Source organism: Granulicella paludicola (genome assembly GCF_025685545.1).
Lineage (GTDB): Bacteria > Acidobacteriota > Terriglobia > Terriglobales > Acidobacteriaceae > Granulicella > Granulicella paludicola.
In genome coordinates, this window is the sequence record NZ_JAGSYC010000025.1 from 195,799 (window position 1) to 213,824 (window position 18,026).

Here is an 18,026-nt window from a genome sequence, read left to right on the forward strand (position 1 = left end):
GGTTCTTGATAGCAGACGGGGAGTTTCGCGGTGAAGAGTCTTCACGCAATGTTGCTGGTGGCGGGGATCGCATTGGGGACGGCAGGTGTCCAGCACCCTGCTGTCGCGCAGAGTACGGGTGTGACGGCGACGCTGAAAAGCGATCTGCAAGCTGCGCTGACAACAACACAGAGCTTCGATGCGCTGCGGATGAAGGCTGCGAAGACGGCTACTGGTCTGTGGGTAATGACCGTTGCGCCGGAGGGTATTGGCTGGGGTGCAGGTACGAAGGATGGGACGCAGCACTCCGAGGCGACGGTGGCGGTGGGCTGGTACGACGCTGACGGCAAGCTGATGGGGAACCTGGCGCAGGAGCAGATATTCAAGCGGGTGATTGTCGATGGGGATGCTGTGTACTCGATGAGAGTGCAGGTGCCGCCGGGGGCGGTGCGGCTGCGCTTTGTGGTGCGCGATGCTTTGAACGGTCACATGGGGACGGTGGACCTGACGACGTTCTGAGTGGGGCGCGTCATCTCGCGTAGGCTGATGCCTTGCAGGTATGCGGTGAGCAGGCCGATGGGGACGACGGTGAGATTGTTGACGCAGAAGATCACGGTCGCGCAGGCGGTGGCTGTCTCGACCGGCACGGCGAAGAGGGTGTGCATGGCGGTGGCGAAGAGGGCGATCTGTGTGAACCAGCCGATGATCGGTAGCTGAACGATGCCGCCGCCAATACCGGTGGCGAGAATCAGCATGGTGGCGGAGAAGCTGAAGGTGGCGAGTTGCGGGGTGGCGCGAAAGGCGGTGGCGCCGAGCAGATAGCAGCTGGCGATGCCCAGCCACATCGAGAGTGAGAGCGACATGGCGGCGGCGAACTCGCCGAAGGTGGTAATGGCGCGAAAGCCCTGCTGTAGATCGAGCATCCGGGCTGCGAGGGCGGGAGCGAGTTTGGGAGCGATAGGGCGGAGTAAGCGCTCGGCGAGGACTGCCAGCCGTGCACCGGCGACGCGGATGGAGATGGCAGCCGCAGCCAGGACGACGGTGGCAGCCAGCGACAGGACGCCGGTATGGGCGAAGGCTTCATGGTGCGGCATGGAGGAAGGTGCGAAGGCCAGCGCGGCGGAGAAGAGCGTGGCTGCGGCGGCGAGGTCGAAGGTGCGCTCCATCGAATAGACGGCGATCTGGGTGGTGACGGCGGTATGGGTGCGGCGCGCGATCATATAGGGACGAGCGAGGTCGGCCACGCGGCCGAAGATGGCGACGGCGGTGAAGCCGATGATCTGCGCGGGCAGCATCTGCAGGGTGGTGGTCTTGCGGGTGGGACTGAGGAGCACCGCCCAGCGTGCGGCTCGAAGCACATAGCAGAGGTTAATGACGACGACAGCGAGGACGATGCGTGTCCAGGAGACGGCCCATAGCTGCGTGTGCAGAGGATGCCATGAGGCTGCGATGCGGTCGCGGGTGAGCCAGAGAGCGACAGATGCCGTTAGCAGAAAGAGCAGCAGAATGGCAACGCGTCGGGTCTGATTTTTTACGGGGAGGTTCGCGGTATCCGTCGTCATGGCTTAGATGACGATACGCTACGGCAGAACGGCCGAGGCCATCGCTGTGCCGGGAGATGTTGCGTGGGCGGCGGCGAGCTGAGCGGAGTGTTTGGCAGCTTGTCTGGCGGCTTCGGTGCGGCGGATGAATTCCCTTTCGACGCGGGCGACATAGGCGCGCGTCTCGCGGTAGGGAGGGATGCCGTGATAGCGAGCCACGGCTGCCGGACCTGCGTTGTAGGCGGCGAGAGCGAGCGAGAGGTTGTTTTTGTACTGCGTGAGCAGCGCGTCGAGATACTTTGCGCCGCCGTTGATGTTCTGGTCAGGCTTGAAGGCGTCATCCACACCGAGATCGCGCGCCGTACCCGGCATCAGCTGCATGAGGCCACGGGCTCCGGTGCGTGAGACAGCGCGGGCGTTGCCGCCGCTCTCGGCCTTGACGACGCTGGCGAGAAGTTCGACATCGATATTGTGCTGCTCGCCGGCGTGGGTGAGGATCTCACGCATATCTGGCGCGGCGGAGGCAGGCAAAACAACGGCAACTGCCACTGGCTTTGGAGGGTCGGGTAGCGTTTCAACGCTGACTATTTTGTCTGCGGGAATGAGAATGAAGTTGTTGCTGGTCTCAGTGGCATCGGCGGAGTAGAGATAGAGCCGCACGTGGCCTGCATCTTCTGATTCATGGCGTGTGCAGTCATAGGAGAAGCCGGTGGTCAGATTTACGCGCTCGAGCGCATGGGCCGCAGGAGTGGCGCAAAGCGCACACACGGCTGCCATCAGCGGAAGGCGATTTGGAGAGCGACGAAGCACTATCTATGAGACTAGCATCGCCGGCCTGGGGTTAGCACCCGAAAGCTAGGAACCGAGCGGTACAAGCGCGTCCTGGAGGGCGCTTTCGATAGCGTCGGCGACGCCGTCCTCATCGTTCGGCGCCGTGATGGCCCAGCCGTTGCGGCGGGCGAGTTGCTTAAGGTCCTCGGGCGCGTTGGCCATCAGCACGGCCGAGCCTGCGAGCTTCAGCATCGGCAGGTCGTTCCAGTTGTCGCCGATAGCGAGGATGTCGTGGGTGGAGATGCCGCGGAGCGCGGCGAGCTGGGTAAGGGCAGAGGCCTTCGAACAGCCCGCGGGCAGAATGTCGACGATGGAGAGATCGCGCTCGGGGTAGCTGGTGCGGTGCAAGGTAATTTCTGTGTCTGGTCGAGTATCGCTGCCGACGGCACTGATTCGCGGGTCTTCGAGCAGGCGGGCCTCGGCGCGGGCCATGTGCTCGATGGTGCCACAGAGCATCATCTGGATGGGAGCGTCACCTTGCAGAGAGTCTTCGATATGGTTGACACGCAGAATGTAGGGCTCGTTGCTGCGCATCCACTGACCGATGCTGGCGTGAAGCTCATCGAGTTCTTCGCAGACGAGAGCGCCTCGGGAGTCTTCACCGGTGGGACCTACGGTGTCGAAGGTGAGCACGAGCGTATTGCGGAACTCGGAGAGATGTTCGCAGAGCTTGAGCGCGCTCTCGTTCGACATCTGCGAGCGGTGCAGAAGTGCGGAGCCAATGGTCCGGATGACGGTGCCGTTCGAGCTTACCAGTGCGCTTGCGGGATTGAGGTGCAGGTCGCGCAGGACGCGCATGGCGTAGCAGTGGCGGCGACCGGTAGCGATGACGACCTCTATGCCTTCCTGTTCGGCGACGCGCAAAGCGGCGTGATTGCGCGGGCTTACGCGGCCATCGGAGTTCAGCAACGTACCGTCCATGTCGATCGCGATCAGGCGAGGGGGCATTGATTTAGGGTAGGACAAAAGCGGACATTGGGTTTGAGTACGTTTGTTACCGCCATAGTTTCCGTGGATTCTTGTGTCCTGACGGAAGAAACATGGCGATAGGCGACAGCTAAAATGGAGGTATGCCGAAGATCGCTTACCTCGAATGCTCCCGTTGCCACCACAAAGTTTCCGCCGACACCCCCCAGACACTCTGCCCGATCGATGCAGGTTCGCTGTATGTGCGCTATGACATGGAGGCGGTGAAGAAGACCGCGCGGCGCGAGCGGCCATCAGAGATTGCCGCGGCTGCGAATGCGGAAGGAAAAACCGCTGCAGGCATGTGGCGTTATGCCGATGTGCTGCCCGAGGTGACGCCCGTGACGTTGGGCGAAGGCTGGACGCCGATGTTGAAGAGCCGTCGTTATGAGGGTCTCTTCGTGAAGGAAGAAGGAGCGAACCCGACGGGCACCTTCAAGGCGCGTGGGCTCGGGCTTGCGGTGACGATGGCGAAGCACTATGGTTTGCGTCATCTTGCGGTGCCATCTGCGGGAAACGCTGCGGGTGCGCTGGCTGCGTATGCGGCTGCGGGGCAGATCGCCGCGCATATTTTTATGCCGCAGGATGTGCCGTTCGCGAACTATCTGGAAGGCGTCATCTATGGAGCGGATGTGACCATGGTCGATGGCTTGATCTCCGATTGCGCTCGCATGGTCGGCGAGCGGATTAAGGCGCAGAAGGAGGCTGGCACTGCGGCGGAGGATGTGTGGTTCGACATCTCGACGCTGAAGGAACCGTTCCGCGTCGAGGGCAAGAAGACGATGGGTTACGAACTCGTGGAGCAGCTGGGATGGGAGTATCCCGACGCGGTGTTCTATCCGACAGGTGGAGGCGTTGGCCTGATCGGGATGTGGAAGGCGTTTGATGAGATGGAGCAGCTGGGGTGGGTTTCAGGCAAGCGTCCGCGCATGTACGCGCTGCAGGCTGCGGGTTGCGCGCCGGTGACGAAGGCGTATGACGAAGGCAAGGACGCGAGCGAGTTCTTCCAGAACGCTGCCACCTTTGCTGCCGGTCTCCGTGTGCCGAAGCCCTATGGCGACAGCATCATCCTGGAGATTCTGCGGGCGTCGGGCGGCAAGGCTGTGTCTGCCGATGATGCGGCGATCCTGGCTTCGATCCTTGACTGGGCGAAGGAAGAGGGGATCTTCCTCTCGCCCGAGGGGGCAGCTGCGACGGCTGCGTATGATTCACTACGCGCGAGTGGGGAGATCAAGGCTGGCGAGCGGGTTGTGTTGTTCAACACGGGCGCTGGCTTGAAGTACACCGACATGACTGCGGAAGCGATGCATCTGAAGCGGCCAGGATCGCTGCCGACTTCGCTGCCGGTGGGCGGAATCATCACTCCTGTTTAAAGCGTGGAGAGCTCCGCTGCAGTGCGTTCGAGCACAGAGACCTGGCGCTCGATGCGGCGGAGTTGTTCGCTGGGGAGAACTGTCGATTTCAACGCGTCGTTGTTGCCTGTGGGCGAGAAGGTCTCGTTCGTCGCCAGAGCCTGGGAGACGTTCTTCAAACGCACGCTGTATGAACTGAGCAGATCACAGGTAGCCTGATCGGCGCGACCGATGGCAGCGATGGTGGTGATTGTCTGCGTGAGCCGACGAAGGTAGGTGGTGAAGGTGAGGGCTGCGGCGTTGAGTCGAGATGTGCGGTCGTGGCTTGGGTTCAGCGGCAGGGAACCTTCGAGCAGGGCACGATCGAGGGTCTCCTCGGCTTCGTTTGCTGCAAGACCGCAGAGGCGGCGCGCGGGAGCCAGGTGGGTACGTTCGGCCTCGATGCGGGCTGCAGAAGCAAGACCTCCGGCTTGCTGCCAGAAGCGCAATACGGCTTCCAGGTAGGCGGCGTCGGCGCTGGATCCTCGACTGAGCAGGCGCGGCAATTGCAGGCTTTCGCGTTCAGGCCAGAGCAGCAGCATCGCGAGCACGGAGATCAGCGCGCCGAGGAAGGTCATGCTGACGCGGACGGCGGCGAATCGCCAGTCGTGCAGATGAGGCAAGGTCATCAGCACGATGGTGGGTGTGAGGAAGAAGCTGTACCAGGCGTAGTCGACGGCGTAGAAGGCGACAGCAGCGCCTGCGCCGAGGCTGATGAGCGCGATGAGACCCCACTCGCCGGGGATGGCGGCGGCGAGCAACGCGGCGATGACGGCGCCTGCAATGGTCCCACCGACACGCTGCGTAGACTTGCGGACCGTCTCGCCCGTGTAAGGTTGCAGCACGATCAGCGAGGTCATGGCGAGCCAGTAACCGTGCGTGACCTGGGTTCCGCGAATGTGGACGAAGTGGGTGATGAACTCGTCGAGCGCAACGACCGCACCCAGGCGAAGAGCATGACGGAAGCGCAGGGAGCCGCGCGTCAGGTTAGCCCGCAACGTGTCCAAGACGGGCAGGCTCAGGAAGAGTGGCGCTGGCGATTGAGGTGCGGATGGGGATGCCTTCGTCGGGCGATGCGGCTCATAGCCGGTCCAGATGGCGCGGATGGATTCGTAGAGGACCTGCAGGGTGAAGAGGGTGTCTTCGAGCGCGGCGTTGAGGTGAGGTGCGTCCGGGAGCGTGGCGGCGATGGGCTGCAGTGTGCGGCGCAGGTCGATCCAGAGCGAGCCTTCGTGGTCAAAGGCAACGGCGCGGTCGTATGGCTCGTTGCGTAACGCGGGTTCAATGGGCTCGATAGCGCGGAGTAACCATTGGACGATGGCGCTGCGTTGCTGCGCGGCCTCTTCGCCAGTAAGTTCATCGAGGCGAAGCAGACGTGCCATCAGCAGGTCGGCGCTCTCGGTGATGACGCTGAGATTGCGAGCTCGAACGGTGCGCGAGGGCATGCGCGCGGGTGAGGCAGCGAGGGTCTGCTGTGCGAGTTCGAGGCGCAGGCGAAGATGTGCGAGGGCTTCGTTGTAGGTGGCCACGTCTTCGGCGTCGCGAGTTGCCGGAAGCTGTTGGATGAGTTGCGCGAGAGCGGCATAGACATCAGCGATGGCGAGGCGAGCAGGGCGGAACGGATCGGTAGGCCAGAGAACGAGCGAGAGCAGACCTGCCCAGAGTGCTCCGAGCGTGAAGTAAGCCATGCTGCTGAAGGCGTGCTCGGCGGTATGTGTGGTTCCGCCGACGGCGACGACATAGCAAATGAGGATGTTGACGCTGGAAGCGGCGAGGGGCTGCGAGACGACGCGGGCGAGGGTCGCGGCAAAGCAGAAGGCGAAGGTGACGAGGATCTCGACTGGCAGATTGATGCCTGCGAAGACGCCGATGAGAACGGCAAGCGAGCCGCCGAGCAGCATGGTGACGATGTTGGCAAGGCGCGATCGGTAAGGGCCACCGTTATCGACAAGATTGACGTAGAGGCCTCCGAGGGCTGCCCAGCCAGAGGGTTTGCCGAAGAGATGGCACACGCTGATCGCGACGCCGACGGCCAGGACCGTGCGCAGACCGCGCGTCCATTGCAGGGAGCGCACGGCGGAGCGGCGGTTTGGGTTGGGCAGAAGGCGCATCGGGTCTCTTCGAGTGTAGATGCGGGGCGAGAGCGGAAAGAAAACAGGCAATCCCTGTAAGGGATTGCCTGTTGGTGTTGCGAGCTTCGAAGTTAGGTTAGAAGCACTTTTTGCCTGCGTCGGCTTTATCGCCCTCGCCGATGGCTGCTGATTCCGAGAGGTACTTGCCGGACTTTGTCTTGCCGTAGTAGCGGTCGGTGGGGCAATGGTAGACATGGCTGGAGAGGTTGACCCAGACGAGGCCAGGACCGCCGCCGGCTGCAGCGGTCGCGGGCAGGGCGTGCGAGCCACTTGTGGCGGGCTTGGACGAGGCTGCCGGTGCGGGTGCAGGAGTCGGAGCCGGCGTGGGAGCTGGCTTCATCGCTGCGGCCGGTGCGGGTGCAGGAGCCGGTGTTGCGGCAGGAGCGGGCTTCGCAGCGGGCGTTGCAACTGCGGGGCCATACCAGGCGGCTACGCCCTTGTGACCGGAGCAGGCGCCAGCCTTGGTGGCGTTCATGCTGTAGGTGCCGTCTTTGCAGGTGCCGTTGGCGCCGGCGGGAGCGCCTGCGGGCTTCTGCGCGAGCGCTGCGGCGGAACAGAGGATGGCGGCTGCGAGGGTTGGGAGTACGAGTCGTGCTTGGATCATGAGTGTTCTCCGATAGAAATGTGCGACGTGTGGGAATGAGTCAGAATTACCCGAGGATGGTAGCAGCTTTTGCGGAGGATACAGGTGAATCTTTAGGTTTCGGCGAGGATGGCTTCGGCGAGTTCCTGTTGTTTGCCGCGGGTTGTGAGGGTGATGGCGGCGGCGAGGATGAGGGCTCCGCCGAGCCACGCGAGTCCACCGAGATGCTCGTGGAGGATGAAGACGCCGAGCAGCGAGCCGATGAGCGGCTCCATGTTGAGGAGGATTCCGGCCTGCGAGGCAGGGACCTGCGTAAGACCGAAGTTCCACAGCAGCGTGGTCGTCGCGGTGCAGAGCAGACCGCTGGCGGCGAGGGCGGCCCAGGCTTTGAGCGAGACGCTGTGCATCGGCGGAAGGCCCCAGGTGAGCGGGACCCAGACGCTGAGCATCGCGGTGCCAAGCAGTGTGCCGTAGACGCTGACGGCGATGTGGTCGTTAGTCTTCATGAGGCGCTGGTTGATGAGGATCCAGAAGAGCGCGATGAAGAGGGAGACGACGACGAGGAGATCTCCGGCGAGCGTAGGGCCACTGGCGGAGGTGCTGTGATTGGCGCCGAGGGCGATGAGAGCGGCACCGAGAGTGGAAGCGACGAGGGCAATCCAGCCGATGACGTCGAGGCGTTCGTGGGCGAAGACCGCGGCTCCGAGAGCAAGCACGACGGGAAGCGTTCCGACCATCAGCGACGCGTGCGAGACGGTGGTCAGCGAGAGGCCGCGGAACTGGAGCAGGAACTGCAGCGGAATGCCGAGGCAGGCAGCGAGAGCGAGGGTTCGCCAGGCGCTAGGTGAGAACTTCGGGCGATGCGTAAGCGCCAGCGGGAGCAGACCGACGCAGGCGAAGAGGAAGCGGAAGAGGACCATCGAACCGACGTTCATTTCTTCCAGTGCGATCTTGCCGAAGAAGAAGCCACAGCCCCAGAGGGCTCCGGCGAGAGCGCAGCTGAGGAAGCCGATGGTACGGTTTTTGGGTCGAGCCTGATCCATGCTTCGGCGGGTACCCCCTCCCCCCCCCCCCTGAGTTTTGGTTTCAAAGTCTTGATATGGCGTTGGTTAAGTCTGGGCTTCCGGTGTTTTACGACCGTCTGAGACGACGAAAGCCGCCAAGGTCGGCGGCTTCTTCCTGTCTCTTATATTCAGTATATCAAGCGTAGAAGGGTAAACATGCAAAAAGTTTTGGTGCGAAAAGGTGCGTGTTTGTTGGGGTTTCGCGCTGAGAGGCGTGAATGGGTATTGACACGGATTCTGGGGGAGCAGGTGGCGCGGAGTTGAGGTGGGAGATTGGTTCGACTTTTCGGGGAGCCGGGGTGTATCGGGGTTCTTCGACTGCGGCTCTTCGGGCCTCGCTCAGAATGACGAAGAGGGGCGGCGGGGGAACCCAGGAGAACAGGCGAAGTGGAGATACCCGAGTCCGAGAGTCCGGACCCGGGTATCCGATGCTGTGGCGTCCCGAGAAGCAGGTCCTTCGCTGCGCTCAGGATGACAAGCTAAAAGCCAAAAGCCAAAACTAAGAGCTAAGAGCTAAGAGCTAAGAGCTAAGAGCCAACAAGCTACAAGCGACTACCAGACGCGGCAGGAGTCGGCTGGGGTCATGGGGGAGTTCTTCTTGCAGCTGAAGGCTGCGGAGAAGCCGGGCTGGTTGACGATCGCTCCGTTGGCGCGGAAGTGGTCGGGGGAGTGGGGGTCGGTGAGCACCTGCTGGCGGACGGCTTCGGGGCGGGAGTTTTCGCACCAGTTCTGCGCGAAGGCGATGTAGAAGCGCTGGATGCCGGTGTAGCCATCTGTCTTGCTGGTGACGTTGACGCCCTCCTTCTTCGCGCGGGCGAGGTAGGCCATGTAGGCGAGGACGAGGCCGCCGTTGTCGGCGGTGTTTTCGCCGAGGGTGAGCTTGCCGTTGACCTTGACGGCATCCTTGCCCTCACCGACTGCGGTGAAGTTGCCGTACTGGTTCACGAGGCAGCTGGTCTTGACTTCGAACTGCTTCTTGTCCTCGGCAGACCACCAGTCGGAGAGATTGCCCTTGCCGTCGAACTTGGCGCCTTCGTCGTCGAAGCCGTGGGTCAGTTCGTGGCCGATGACGGCTCCGGCGTGGCCGTAGTTCACGGCGAGGTCAGCCTTGGGGTCGAAGAAGGCGGGTTGCAGGATGCCAGCGGGGAAGTTGATGTCGTTCATGCTGGGGTTGTAGTAGGCGTTGACGGTCGGGGGCGACATGCCCCACTCGAGCTTGTCGACGGGCTTGCCGATCTTGGCGAGTTGGCGATCGTTCTCGAAGGCGGTGCCGCGTTCGGCATTGCCGAGAGCGTCGGTTGGAGAGACTTCAAACTTAGAGTAGTCGCGCCAGTGGTCTGGGTAGCCGATCTTATCGGCGACGCCGTGGAGCTTTTCCTTGGCGCGGACGCGGGTGGCGGGGCTCATCCAGGTGAGGGTGTCGATGTCGGCGTCCATCGCGGACTCGATGTCGTGGACCATCTCGAGGGTCTTGTCCTTGCTGGAGGCGGGGAAGTACTGCTGCACGTAGACCTGACCGAGGGCTTCGCCGAGGAAGGTATCAACGCCGGAGGAGCAGATCTTCCAGCGGGGGCGATCCTGGGGCTGGCCTTCGAGTTCGGTGCCGAAGAAGTGGAAGTTCTCGTCGGTGAAGCGCTTGGGGAGATTGTGCGGATAGGTATCGAGCAGGCGGAGCTTCATGTACGCGCGCAGGGTCTGGATGTCGGCAGAGCGGACGGCGGCGACCATGGCGGGGAAGAAGCTCGGATTAGCGTTGACGATTGAGTCTGGACCTAGCGGGCCGGGGAGCGCGGCGGGCGCGTGGATGGCCTCAAGGAACGGCTTGAAGTTGACGGGCTTGATGGAGGCTTCGAAGTCGGCAAGAGTCTGGGGGTGGTAGATCTTATCGGGATCGCGGCGCTCGGTGTTGGTCATGGAGGCGACGGCGAGTTTGGTCTCGAAGGCGAGGATGTTTTTAGCGTCTGTGGCGGCCTGCGCAGGGGTTTCACCGGCGAGGGTGAGCATGTTGGTGATGTGGGTGACGTACTCGTCACGGACCTTCTTGTCGGCGTCGCCGGTGCGGGTGTAGTAGTCACGCTCGGGCAGGCCGAGACCGCCCTGATCGAGCTGGGCGACCTGTTTCGTGGCGTCCTTGAAGTCCTGTCCCTGGCCGAAGCCGAAGAAGAGATTGACGCCATAGCGCTGGAGCTCACCGGTGAGGTAGGGGAGGCCGGAGACGGAGACCTTATCGATCTCGGTGAGCAGTGGCTGGATGGGAGCGAGGCCCTTCTGCTCGATGATGTCGGTGTTCATGCAGGCGGCGTAGTAGTCGCCGATCTTCTGCTCGTTGGGGGAGTGCTGGTCGGCCTTGGCGGCGTAGGTCTTGAGGATGCCGTTGAGATTCTGGGTGTTGACGTTGTAGAGGAGGTAGAACTGGTCGACGGCGGTCTGGTCGTTGGGGATGGGGTGCTGGGCGGCGAAGTTGCCGCAGGCGAACTTGTAGAAGTCGGTGCAGGGATCGGCCTTGGTGTCGATGGCGGCGGTGTCGAAGGACGAGGCCGGGGTGTAATGGGCTTCCGGCGTCTGGGCGCAGAGGGCTGCGGGAGTGGTGAGGGCTGTGGCGAGGGCCAGCAGAGAGAGGCGGTTCATGTGGGCTCCTGAAAACGAGTGTGCGAAGGGAGATGGCCGGGGGCTGGCTCCAGTGAGGGCGTCTGTGAAAGAGTACTGTACGCGGGGTTGAGAATGCTGGTTCCATGGCGAAGGTCGCGAGAGCGGACTGCGATAAGCAGCCTATGCGGGTGCGTGGCTGCGGCGATGCTCCTTGCAGCCGGAAATGGCACTGCCTTCGCGGCGGAGAAGAATGGGCCTGCGATGAAGTTATCGCTGGAGTCGCTGGGGATTCCGGGGATATCCACGAGCTTTCTGGATGCGGGCACGTCGATGCTGACGATCCACCTGCTGGATGATTCGCACCTGCTGGTGACGTTCAGCAAGCGAGGTTTGCTGCCGCGGCTGGAGGGTGATCCGAAGGACGATGACGACCGCGTGGTGGTGGCCGAGGTGCTCGAGCTGCCGACGGGTAAGGTGATGGCGCAGACCGAGTGGCGGATGCATGACCACTCGCGGTATCTGTGGAGCCTGGGACAGGGACGGTTCCTGTTGCGAATCGGGAGTGGATTTTCGACGTTTGCGCCGCTGGCGAAGCTGGGGGAGAAGGAGCCGTTTGCGCGGACATCGTTTCCGTGGCGGCATGGGCTGGCGAGCGCGGTCTTTGTGTCAGAGGACGGCGGGATGTTGACGCTGATGGCGCAGGTGGCGGCGCCGAATGCGCGGCCGCAGATCGATGTGGGGGACACGGTCGAGGTGCATCAGGACCTGACGACCGTGATGGAGTTTTATCGGCTGAAGGGTACGGGAGCTGAGGGCTCGCCGGTGGAGGTGACCTCAGCGGGAAGTCTGCGGTCGCCGGTGCCGTTCTATCTGCCTCTGGATTCGCGCGGGTACCTATGGCCGACGGAGGTGGGGAACAACATGTGGTCGGTGATGTTCGACGACATGCAGGGCAAGACGGCCCCGATGGGACAGCTGCAGAGCAGTTGCACGCCGAGACTGGAGATGGTGAGCCATAGCGAGTACCTGGCGCTGACGTGCCGCGGGGCGGATGACCGGGTGCGGATGGCGAGCTACGGGCTGGATGCGCAGGAGACGTGGCAGGAGGACTTTGGGGACTTCGGGCCGCCGGTGTTCCAGGCTGCTCCAGCGGCGGGGCGGTTTGCGATGAGCCGGAAGGTGGAGGCGCCGGTGGTGCTGCCGACAGCGCTGGGCGGACCTCCGATGATGAACAATGATGCTGCGTCGACTGCGGACCGGCAGGAGGTGCGGGTGTATCAGACGGCGAGCGGGAGCCTGCTGCTGAAGACTGATGCGTCGCCTGCAATCAAGACGGCTGAGAATTTTTCGCTGAGCGAGGATGGGACGGAGCTTGCTGTGGTGCGCGAGGGAGCGATCGAGGTGTTCAAGCTGCCGGGGCTGACGGCGAGGGACAAGGACGATGTGGCGGAGGTGGCGAAGTTTGCTCCGCCGGAGGATACCGGGCCGGTGCTGCTGGGTCTGCTGACGGGCAGGCCGAAGGCCAGGGAGACGGTAAAGGCGGCCGCGATGGCGGAACCGCAGCCAGCAGCGCTGGCGGATGTGTCGGCGGCGGTGGATGCTCCCGGAAATGCGAAGGTGGCGGGACCGGCGGTGCCGAAGCGGAAGCCTCCGACGCTGCTGAAGCCGGGGGAGAAGGCGCAGTTTGGGGGGAGCAAGGGTGCGGAGGCGGCGCCGCAATGAGAATGGGGGCGGAGCTAGAAGCAGGTCTCTCCGCTACGGCGATGAGACCGCCTTCGGTCGAGATGACACTTCAGGGATTATGAATGAAAGAGGCCGGGAGAAAGTCTCCCGGCCTCTTCGTGATGCATGCTGCGGATGCTTAAGCCTTGGTGACGACGGCCTTGACGCGGGCGTTGAGACGGCCCTTGTAGCGGCTGGCGGTGTTCTTGTGCAGGACACCCTTCTGGACAGCCTTGTCGAGGACGGAGACGGTGGCGCGGTAGACTTCTGCGACCTTGGTCTTGTCGCCGGCGGCGAGGGACTCGCGCATGAGGCGGAGCGAGCCGCGGAGCTTGGACTTGTTGGCGCGGTTGATGGCCGTCTTGGTGACGGTCTGACGGGCGCGCTTGAGGGAGGATACGTGATTTGCCATGGTGATTGATTCTTTCTATGTCGCCCGCCTGCGCGGGGAATTTTGAGGGATGCACTCGGAGGCTGATGCGCTGTGTTGGTACACGTAGTGCAGCGGATCCGGTACGAGGTTAATTTTAGCGGAAATTAGGGGTTGGGGCAATGTTTGGCAGGGGATAGGTGTGGGGGACCAGGCGCGATGCAGGCTGAAGAGCAGGTCTCTCCGCTCCGGCGGTGAAGCCGCCTCCGGTCGAGATGACACATCTCAGGTGGTTCAGAAAGCAGGTCCTTCGCTTGCACCCCGCCTGCGCTCAGGATGACACTGCCAAAAGGATATGCACCGAGATTGGTTCAAGATTTACACAGGGGCGGTTGACGCCGGGTTGGGGGTGGCGTTACTTTCTGAGCAACATCGATACTCTATTGGTTCCTACAGCCAATCCGGGGCAGGCGAGGCAGGCGGCGAAGGTCGCTGGGTCTGGCGTCTGGTTCGGAGGTCTCGATCGCCATCCCCTGCATCCTAACCCTGTGTACTCTCCTGACGGAGGTCAGGCACCAACTTGGTAAAAAAATCGCTGCAACTCACTCCCGGAATTGAGCCGCTGTATGGCACACGCGACGAGAATCTTCGTCTGATGGAAGATGGGCTGGACGTTCAGATCGACCTACGATCGGACAGTATTCAGTTGATGGGGGACGCCACGGCGGTCGCCCGGGTTGAAGGGATTTTTACGGACTTTGAGTACCTGCGGAAGATAGGGATTCATCCTCACAACGGCGAGCTGAATGCCTTGCTGAAGATGGTGGTTTCGGACCCGACAGTGACGCTGCGTGGGCTGGTGGAGAGTGGCAAGCAGCGCAATGCGGGCGTAAAGCGGATGGTGCAGCCGCGGAGCCCGAATCAGCGGAAGTATGTCGAGGCGATCGAGAACCACGACATGACATTCGGCATCGGACCGGCGGGTACAGGTAAGACGTACCTTGCGGTGGCGATGGCGGTCAGTGCGCTGCTGGCGAAGAAGGTGTCGCGGATCATCCTGGTGCGGCCGGCGGTGGAGGCGGGCGAGCGGCTGGGGTTCCTGCCGGGATCGCTACAGGAGAAGGTCGATCCATACATGCGACCGCTGTATGACGCGCTGTATGACCTGCTCGATCCGATCAAGGTCGACAAGATGCTGGAGACGAATGTGATCGAGATCGCTCCGCTGGCGTTTATGCGTGGGCGGACATTGAACGATGCGTTCATCATCATGGATGAGGCTCAGAATACGACGAACGAGCAGATGAAGATGTTCCTAACGCGCCTGGGCAACGGCGCGAAGGCGATCATCACGGGCGACCTGACGCAGACGGATTTGCCGAATCCGAAGAAGAGTGGACTGCTGGAGGCCCTGCATGTGCTCGATGGCGTAGATGGGATTAAGTTCTGCCACTTTGAAGACGTGGACGTGGTGCGGCACCAGCTGGTGCAGCGGATCGTGCGCGCTTACGACGGATACAAGGCGGTGGAGCAGCTTCCGCTGGCGATGGAGATTCCGGGGAGTGCACCGACGGAGCCGGTGAAGCGGACGGTGCATACGCAGTGAAGCGGGGAATAGGGAGTAGGGAGTCAAGCAAAGGGGCCGACTGATGTCGGCCCCTTTGGCTGTTTGGGTAGCCGCGGGAGATGCAGATTCCTCCGCTGCACTTCGGAATGACAAGGAGAGAGGGGATCGACTGCGGTAGCATCAAAGGACGCATGATGACTTTGGAGCCTCCTCGAAAGATGGGTACGGACTGGCGGGAGCTTGGGCTCTCCCAGGCGGGACTGACGCGGTTTGTTGGCGTGGCGCAGCGGGCGGTGGGACTGCGCGGCGAGGTTGAAGTGCTGTTGACCGACGACAAGACCCTGCGGCGGCTGAATCGCGAGTGGCGCGGCAAGGACAAGGCGACGGATGTGCTGAGCTTTCCGGCTTCTGAGGAGTTGGAAGGGATTGCTGCCGGGGACCTGGCGGTATCGCTGGAGACGGCGGCGAAGCAGGCGGCGGAGCAGGGGCATACGCTGCGGGATGAGGTGCGGGTGTTGCTGCTGCACGGGATGCTGCATCTCGCGGGGATGGACCATGAGGTGGATGGTGGGGAGATGGCTGCTCGTGAGGCGGAGCTGCGGAAGCAGCTGCGGTTGAAGAGCGGGTTGATTGCTCGGGTGACAGGGGTTCGGGGACGGGGAGTGGGGATTAGGAAGAGCAAAGGCAACAGCAGATTCCCTGCGGGAATGACAAAACGTGGACGGGTGGTGGTGGCGTGATGACTGGATCGAGTCTTGCGGTGCTGTTGCTGCTTTGCCTGCTCGCGCTGGTGGCTTATGTTGACCGGATTTATTTTGAGATGGGCAAGTTTCTCTCGCGGGAGTACACCGAGAACATCGAGGTGTGGGAGGAACGGGTCGAGCCGAAGCTGCGGCTGAGCCGTGAGTCGGCGGCGATGTCTGCTAGCGTGCTGCGACAGATGTCGCTGATCGCGTTAACGTTTCTGCTGGCGATCCGGCTGCAGGGAAAACTCGGTCACAGCCTGGAGGAGATTGCGCGGACGGTGTTCGAACTGCTGCTGGTGCTGGTGGTGTTTGACCGGCTGCTTCCGCAGATTTTTTTCACGAAGACGAAGGGTGAGTGGATCGCGCGGATCATTCCGCTGCTGCAGTGCTTGTTCTACATCGTGCTGCCGGTAACGCTGGCGATTGGACTGTTGCTGTCGATTGCAGGACTGGCGGAGCCGGAGATTACGACGCCTGAGCATTCGGGTGAGGCGATGGATGCTCTGCTGGAGGCTGGCGAAGAAGAAGGCGTACTCGACCAGGAAGATCGCGAGCTGGTGCGGAGCGTGGTGGAGTTTGGCGACAAGGTTGTGCGCGAGGTGATGACGCCGCGTCCCGAGATGTTTGCGGTTGCTGGCGCAACGACGCTGGAGCAGTTCACGACCGAGGTGAACGCGCACCAGTTTTCGCGTGTGCCGGTGTACGGCGAAAGCATGGATGAAGTGACAGGTATTGCGTTCGCTCGCGACCTGCTGGGTGTGAAGGACACGGAGGCTGCGAGGCGGACGGTGGCGGAGCTGCAGCGGCCGGCGGTGTATATCCCGGAGACGAAGAAGGTGAACGAGCTGCTGCGCGAGATGCAGCGGCAGAAACAGCACATGTCGATCGTGATCGACGAGTATGGCAGCGTGGCGGGGCTGGTGACGATTGAAGACCTGTTGGAGGCGATTGTCGGCAATATCGAGGACGAGCACGATACGGAGACCGATGACGACGCTGCGACTGCCGAGCCGGAGGGGACGTGGCTGCTGCCTGGAAGCTACGACGTAAGCCGCCTGCGAGAGCTATTTGAGACAGCGCGAACGTTGGGCGCGGAGGAAGAAACCTCAGAGGAGGAAGGCGACGAAAACCGTGCAGAGGAAGATGAGCAACGGCTGTCTCAGCTAGTGAGTGGGTATGAAGCGACTACGGTGGGTGGGCTGGTAAGCGAGATCGCCGGGCATATTCCGCTGCCGGGTGAGGTGGTGGAGGATGGACCTCTGCGGCTGGAGGTTGTGGCTTCGACGGACCGGCGGGTCGAGCGGGTGCGGGTGGGGCTGAAGGCGATGTCGGCTAGCGAGCCGGAGTAAGGAAAAGCAGGGAATAGGGAGTGGGGAGCAGGGAATAGTGGGGCCGAAGGTGTCATCATAGAGGGATGGCATTGCGGAGTGGATTTGTATCGATCGTTGGGCGTCCTAATGCAGGTAAGTCGACGCTTTTGAACGCCCTGCTGGGGCAGAAGCTGGCGATTGTGACGCATAAGCCGCAGACGACGCGGACGCGCATCCAGGGCGTGCTGGAACTGCCCGTGCGTAAGAAGGTCAAGGGCGATCCGGGACGGCCTGCGGCGCAGGTGGTGCTGGTGGATACTCCTGGTGTGCATAAGCCGGAGACACAGCTGGACAAGCGGATGATGCAGGAGGTCCATGACGCGCTGGAGACGCGCGATGTGGTGCTGTTTATTGTCGACGTGACGCACCGTCTGCCCGAGGCGAAGAAACCTCAGACGAGTGAAGAGTTTGCCGAGGCGCGCAAGGTGCGGACGCTGGGGCAGCATCGGCGGCAGTTGAGCAAGGCTGAGGACGACTTCGCGCTGCAGTTGGTGAAGAAGCTCGATTGTCCGGTGGTGCTGGTGCTGAACAAGATCGATGCGCTGCCGAAGACGACGCTGCTGCCGCTGATCGCGCACTGGACGGCGCTGCATACGTTTGCGGATGTGATCCCGATATCGGCGAAGAAGAAGGACAACCTTGAACTGTTGCTGGACAAGGTGGTGGCGCAGCTGCCCGAGGGACAGCGGTATTTCCCGAAGGACCAGCTGACGGATCAGCCGGAGCGGTTTCTGGCGGCGGAGATCATTCGCGAGAAGATCCTGCTGTTGACGGGTGAGGAAGTGCCGTACGCAACGGCGGTGGTGATCGAGAAGTTCGAAGAGCCTGCGAGCCTGAAGAAGGGCAAGGACGGCAAGCTGCCGATGACGAAGATTACGGCGGCGATATTCTGCGAGCGGCAAGGGCAGAAGGGCATCCTGATCGGTAAGCAGGGTGAGATGCTGAAAAAGATTGGAACGACGGCACGGAAGGACCTCGAGGGGCTGCTGGGAACGAGGGTGTTTCTGGAGCTGTTTGTGAAGGTGCAGGACGAATGGCGGGCGTCGCGTGGATTTGTGGAGGAGCTGGACTGGCGGCGTCAGCTGGAACAGATGGCAGAAGTGCAGCAGCGGAACAGCAGCCTGGCGAAGCAGCGAGGTGGCGCTGCTCCGGATGACGATGAGGGTGCTGAGTAG

At 62.4% G+C, this 18,026-nt stretch carries 15 protein-coding genes; 7 read left to right on the top strand and 8 right to left on the bottom strand.

Translation table 11 applies throughout. The features are described from left to right. The first annotated feature begins 30 nt into the window (after window positions 1-30). Entirely contained in the window at window positions 31-498 is a 468-nt protein-coding gene (locus OHL14_RS12770; RefSeq protein WP_263379743.1) for a hypothetical protein, read from the top strand. On the opposite strand, the gene OHL14_RS12775 is transcribed toward OHL14_RS12770, so the two are convergent. The 3 genes from OHL14_RS12775 to OHL14_RS12785 all read right to left on the bottom strand — a co-directional run bounded on the left by OHL14_RS12775 (window position 465) and on the right by OHL14_RS12785 (window position 3,299). Next, window positions 465-1,541: a flippase-like domain-containing protein gene (locus OHL14_RS12775; RefSeq protein ID WP_263379744.1), complete on the bottom strand. Its 1,077-nt coding sequence runs from the start codon at window positions 1,539-1,541 to the stop codon at window positions 465-467. The genes OHL14_RS12770 and OHL14_RS12775 overlap by 34 nt on opposite strands. A gap of 18 nt (window positions 1,542-1,559) precedes the next feature. After that, window positions 1,560-2,297 (bottom strand): lytic transglycosylase domain-containing protein, encoded by a 738-nt coding sequence (locus OHL14_RS12780; RefSeq protein ID WP_263379745.1) that lies wholly within the window; start codon window positions 2,295-2,297, stop codon window positions 1,560-1,562. Between the two features lie 78 nt (window positions 2,298-2,375). Further along, entirely contained in the window at window positions 2,376-3,299 is a 924-nt protein-coding gene (locus OHL14_RS12785) for a Cof-type HAD-IIB family hydrolase (RefSeq protein ID WP_263379746.1), read from the bottom strand. Window positions 3,300-3,421: 122 nt separating this feature from the next. Between OHL14_RS12785 and OHL14_RS12790 the strand changes: the two genes are divergently transcribed. Next, window positions 3,422-4,690 (top strand): threonine synthase, encoded by a 1,269-nt coding sequence (locus OHL14_RS12790; RefSeq protein WP_263379747.1) that lies wholly within the window; start codon window positions 3,422-3,424, stop codon window positions 4,688-4,690. On the opposite strand, the gene OHL14_RS12795 is transcribed toward OHL14_RS12790, so the two are convergent. The 4 genes from OHL14_RS12795 to OHL14_RS12810 all read right to left on the bottom strand — a co-directional run bounded on the left by OHL14_RS12795 (window position 4,687) and on the right by OHL14_RS12810 (window position 11,115). Next, window positions 4,687-6,819 (bottom strand): FUSC family protein, encoded by a 2,133-nt coding sequence (locus OHL14_RS12795; RefSeq protein ID WP_263379748.1) that lies wholly within the window; start codon window positions 6,817-6,819, stop codon window positions 4,687-4,689. The genes OHL14_RS12790 and OHL14_RS12795 overlap by 4 nt on opposite strands. 97 nt (window positions 6,820-6,916) lie before the next feature. After that, window positions 6,917-7,444, bottom strand: a complete 528-nt coding sequence (locus OHL14_RS12800; RefSeq protein ID WP_263379749.1) for a DUF3761 domain-containing protein — start codon at window positions 7,442-7,444, stop codon at window positions 6,917-6,919. Window positions 7,445-7,536: 92 nt separating this feature from the next. After that, window positions 7,537-8,466 (bottom strand): DMT family transporter, encoded by a 930-nt coding sequence (locus OHL14_RS12805; RefSeq protein ID WP_263379750.1) that lies wholly within the window; start codon window positions 8,464-8,466, stop codon window positions 7,537-7,539. Between the two features lie 573 nt (window positions 8,467-9,039). Beyond that, complete coding sequence (locus tag OHL14_RS12810) at window positions 9,040-11,115, bottom strand: M13 family metallopeptidase (protein ID WP_263379751.1); 2,076 nt, start codon at window positions 11,113-11,115, stop codon at window positions 9,040-9,042. A gap of 165 nt (window positions 11,116-11,280) precedes the next feature. Here OHL14_RS12810 and OHL14_RS12815 point away from each other — a divergent pair, with 165 nt between their 5' ends. After that, complete coding sequence (locus OHL14_RS12815) at window positions 11,281-12,798, top strand: hypothetical protein (RefSeq protein WP_263379752.1); 1,518 nt, start codon at window positions 11,281-11,283, stop codon at window positions 12,796-12,798. Window positions 12,799-12,937: 139 nt separating this feature from the next. On the opposite strand, the gene rpsT is transcribed toward OHL14_RS12815, so the two are convergent. Then, a complete protein-coding gene (gene rpsT / locus OHL14_RS12820) occupies window positions 12,938-13,210 on the bottom strand; it encodes a 30S ribosomal protein S20 (protein WP_263379753.1) in 273 nt (90 codons plus the stop codon). A gap of 538 nt (window positions 13,211-13,748) precedes the next feature. On the opposite strand from rpsT, the gene OHL14_RS12825 reads away from it, so the two are divergent. From OHL14_RS12825 to era, 4 genes are all read left to right on the top strand, one after another. Then, window positions 13,749-14,774 (top strand): PhoH family protein, encoded by a 1,026-nt coding sequence (locus OHL14_RS12825; RefSeq protein WP_263379754.1) that lies wholly within the window; start codon window positions 13,749-13,751, stop codon window positions 14,772-14,774. Window positions 14,775-14,926: 152 nt separating this feature from the next. Next, window positions 14,927-15,475, top strand: coding sequence for an rRNA maturation RNase YbeY (gene ybeY / locus OHL14_RS12830; protein ID WP_263379755.1), 549 nt, complete (start codon window positions 14,927-14,929; stop codon window positions 15,473-15,475). Further along, window positions 15,475-16,830, top strand: a complete 1,356-nt coding sequence (locus OHL14_RS12835) for a hemolysin family protein (RefSeq protein WP_263379756.1) — start codon at window positions 15,475-15,477, stop codon at window positions 16,828-16,830. Before ybeY ends, OHL14_RS12835 begins: the two co-directional genes overlap by 1 nt. A 65-nt stretch (window positions 16,831-16,895) precedes the next feature. Continuing rightward, window positions 16,896-18,026: a GTPase Era gene (gene era / locus OHL14_RS12840; protein WP_263379757.1), complete on the top strand. Its 1,131-nt coding sequence runs from the start codon at window positions 16,896-16,898 to the stop codon at window positions 18,024-18,026.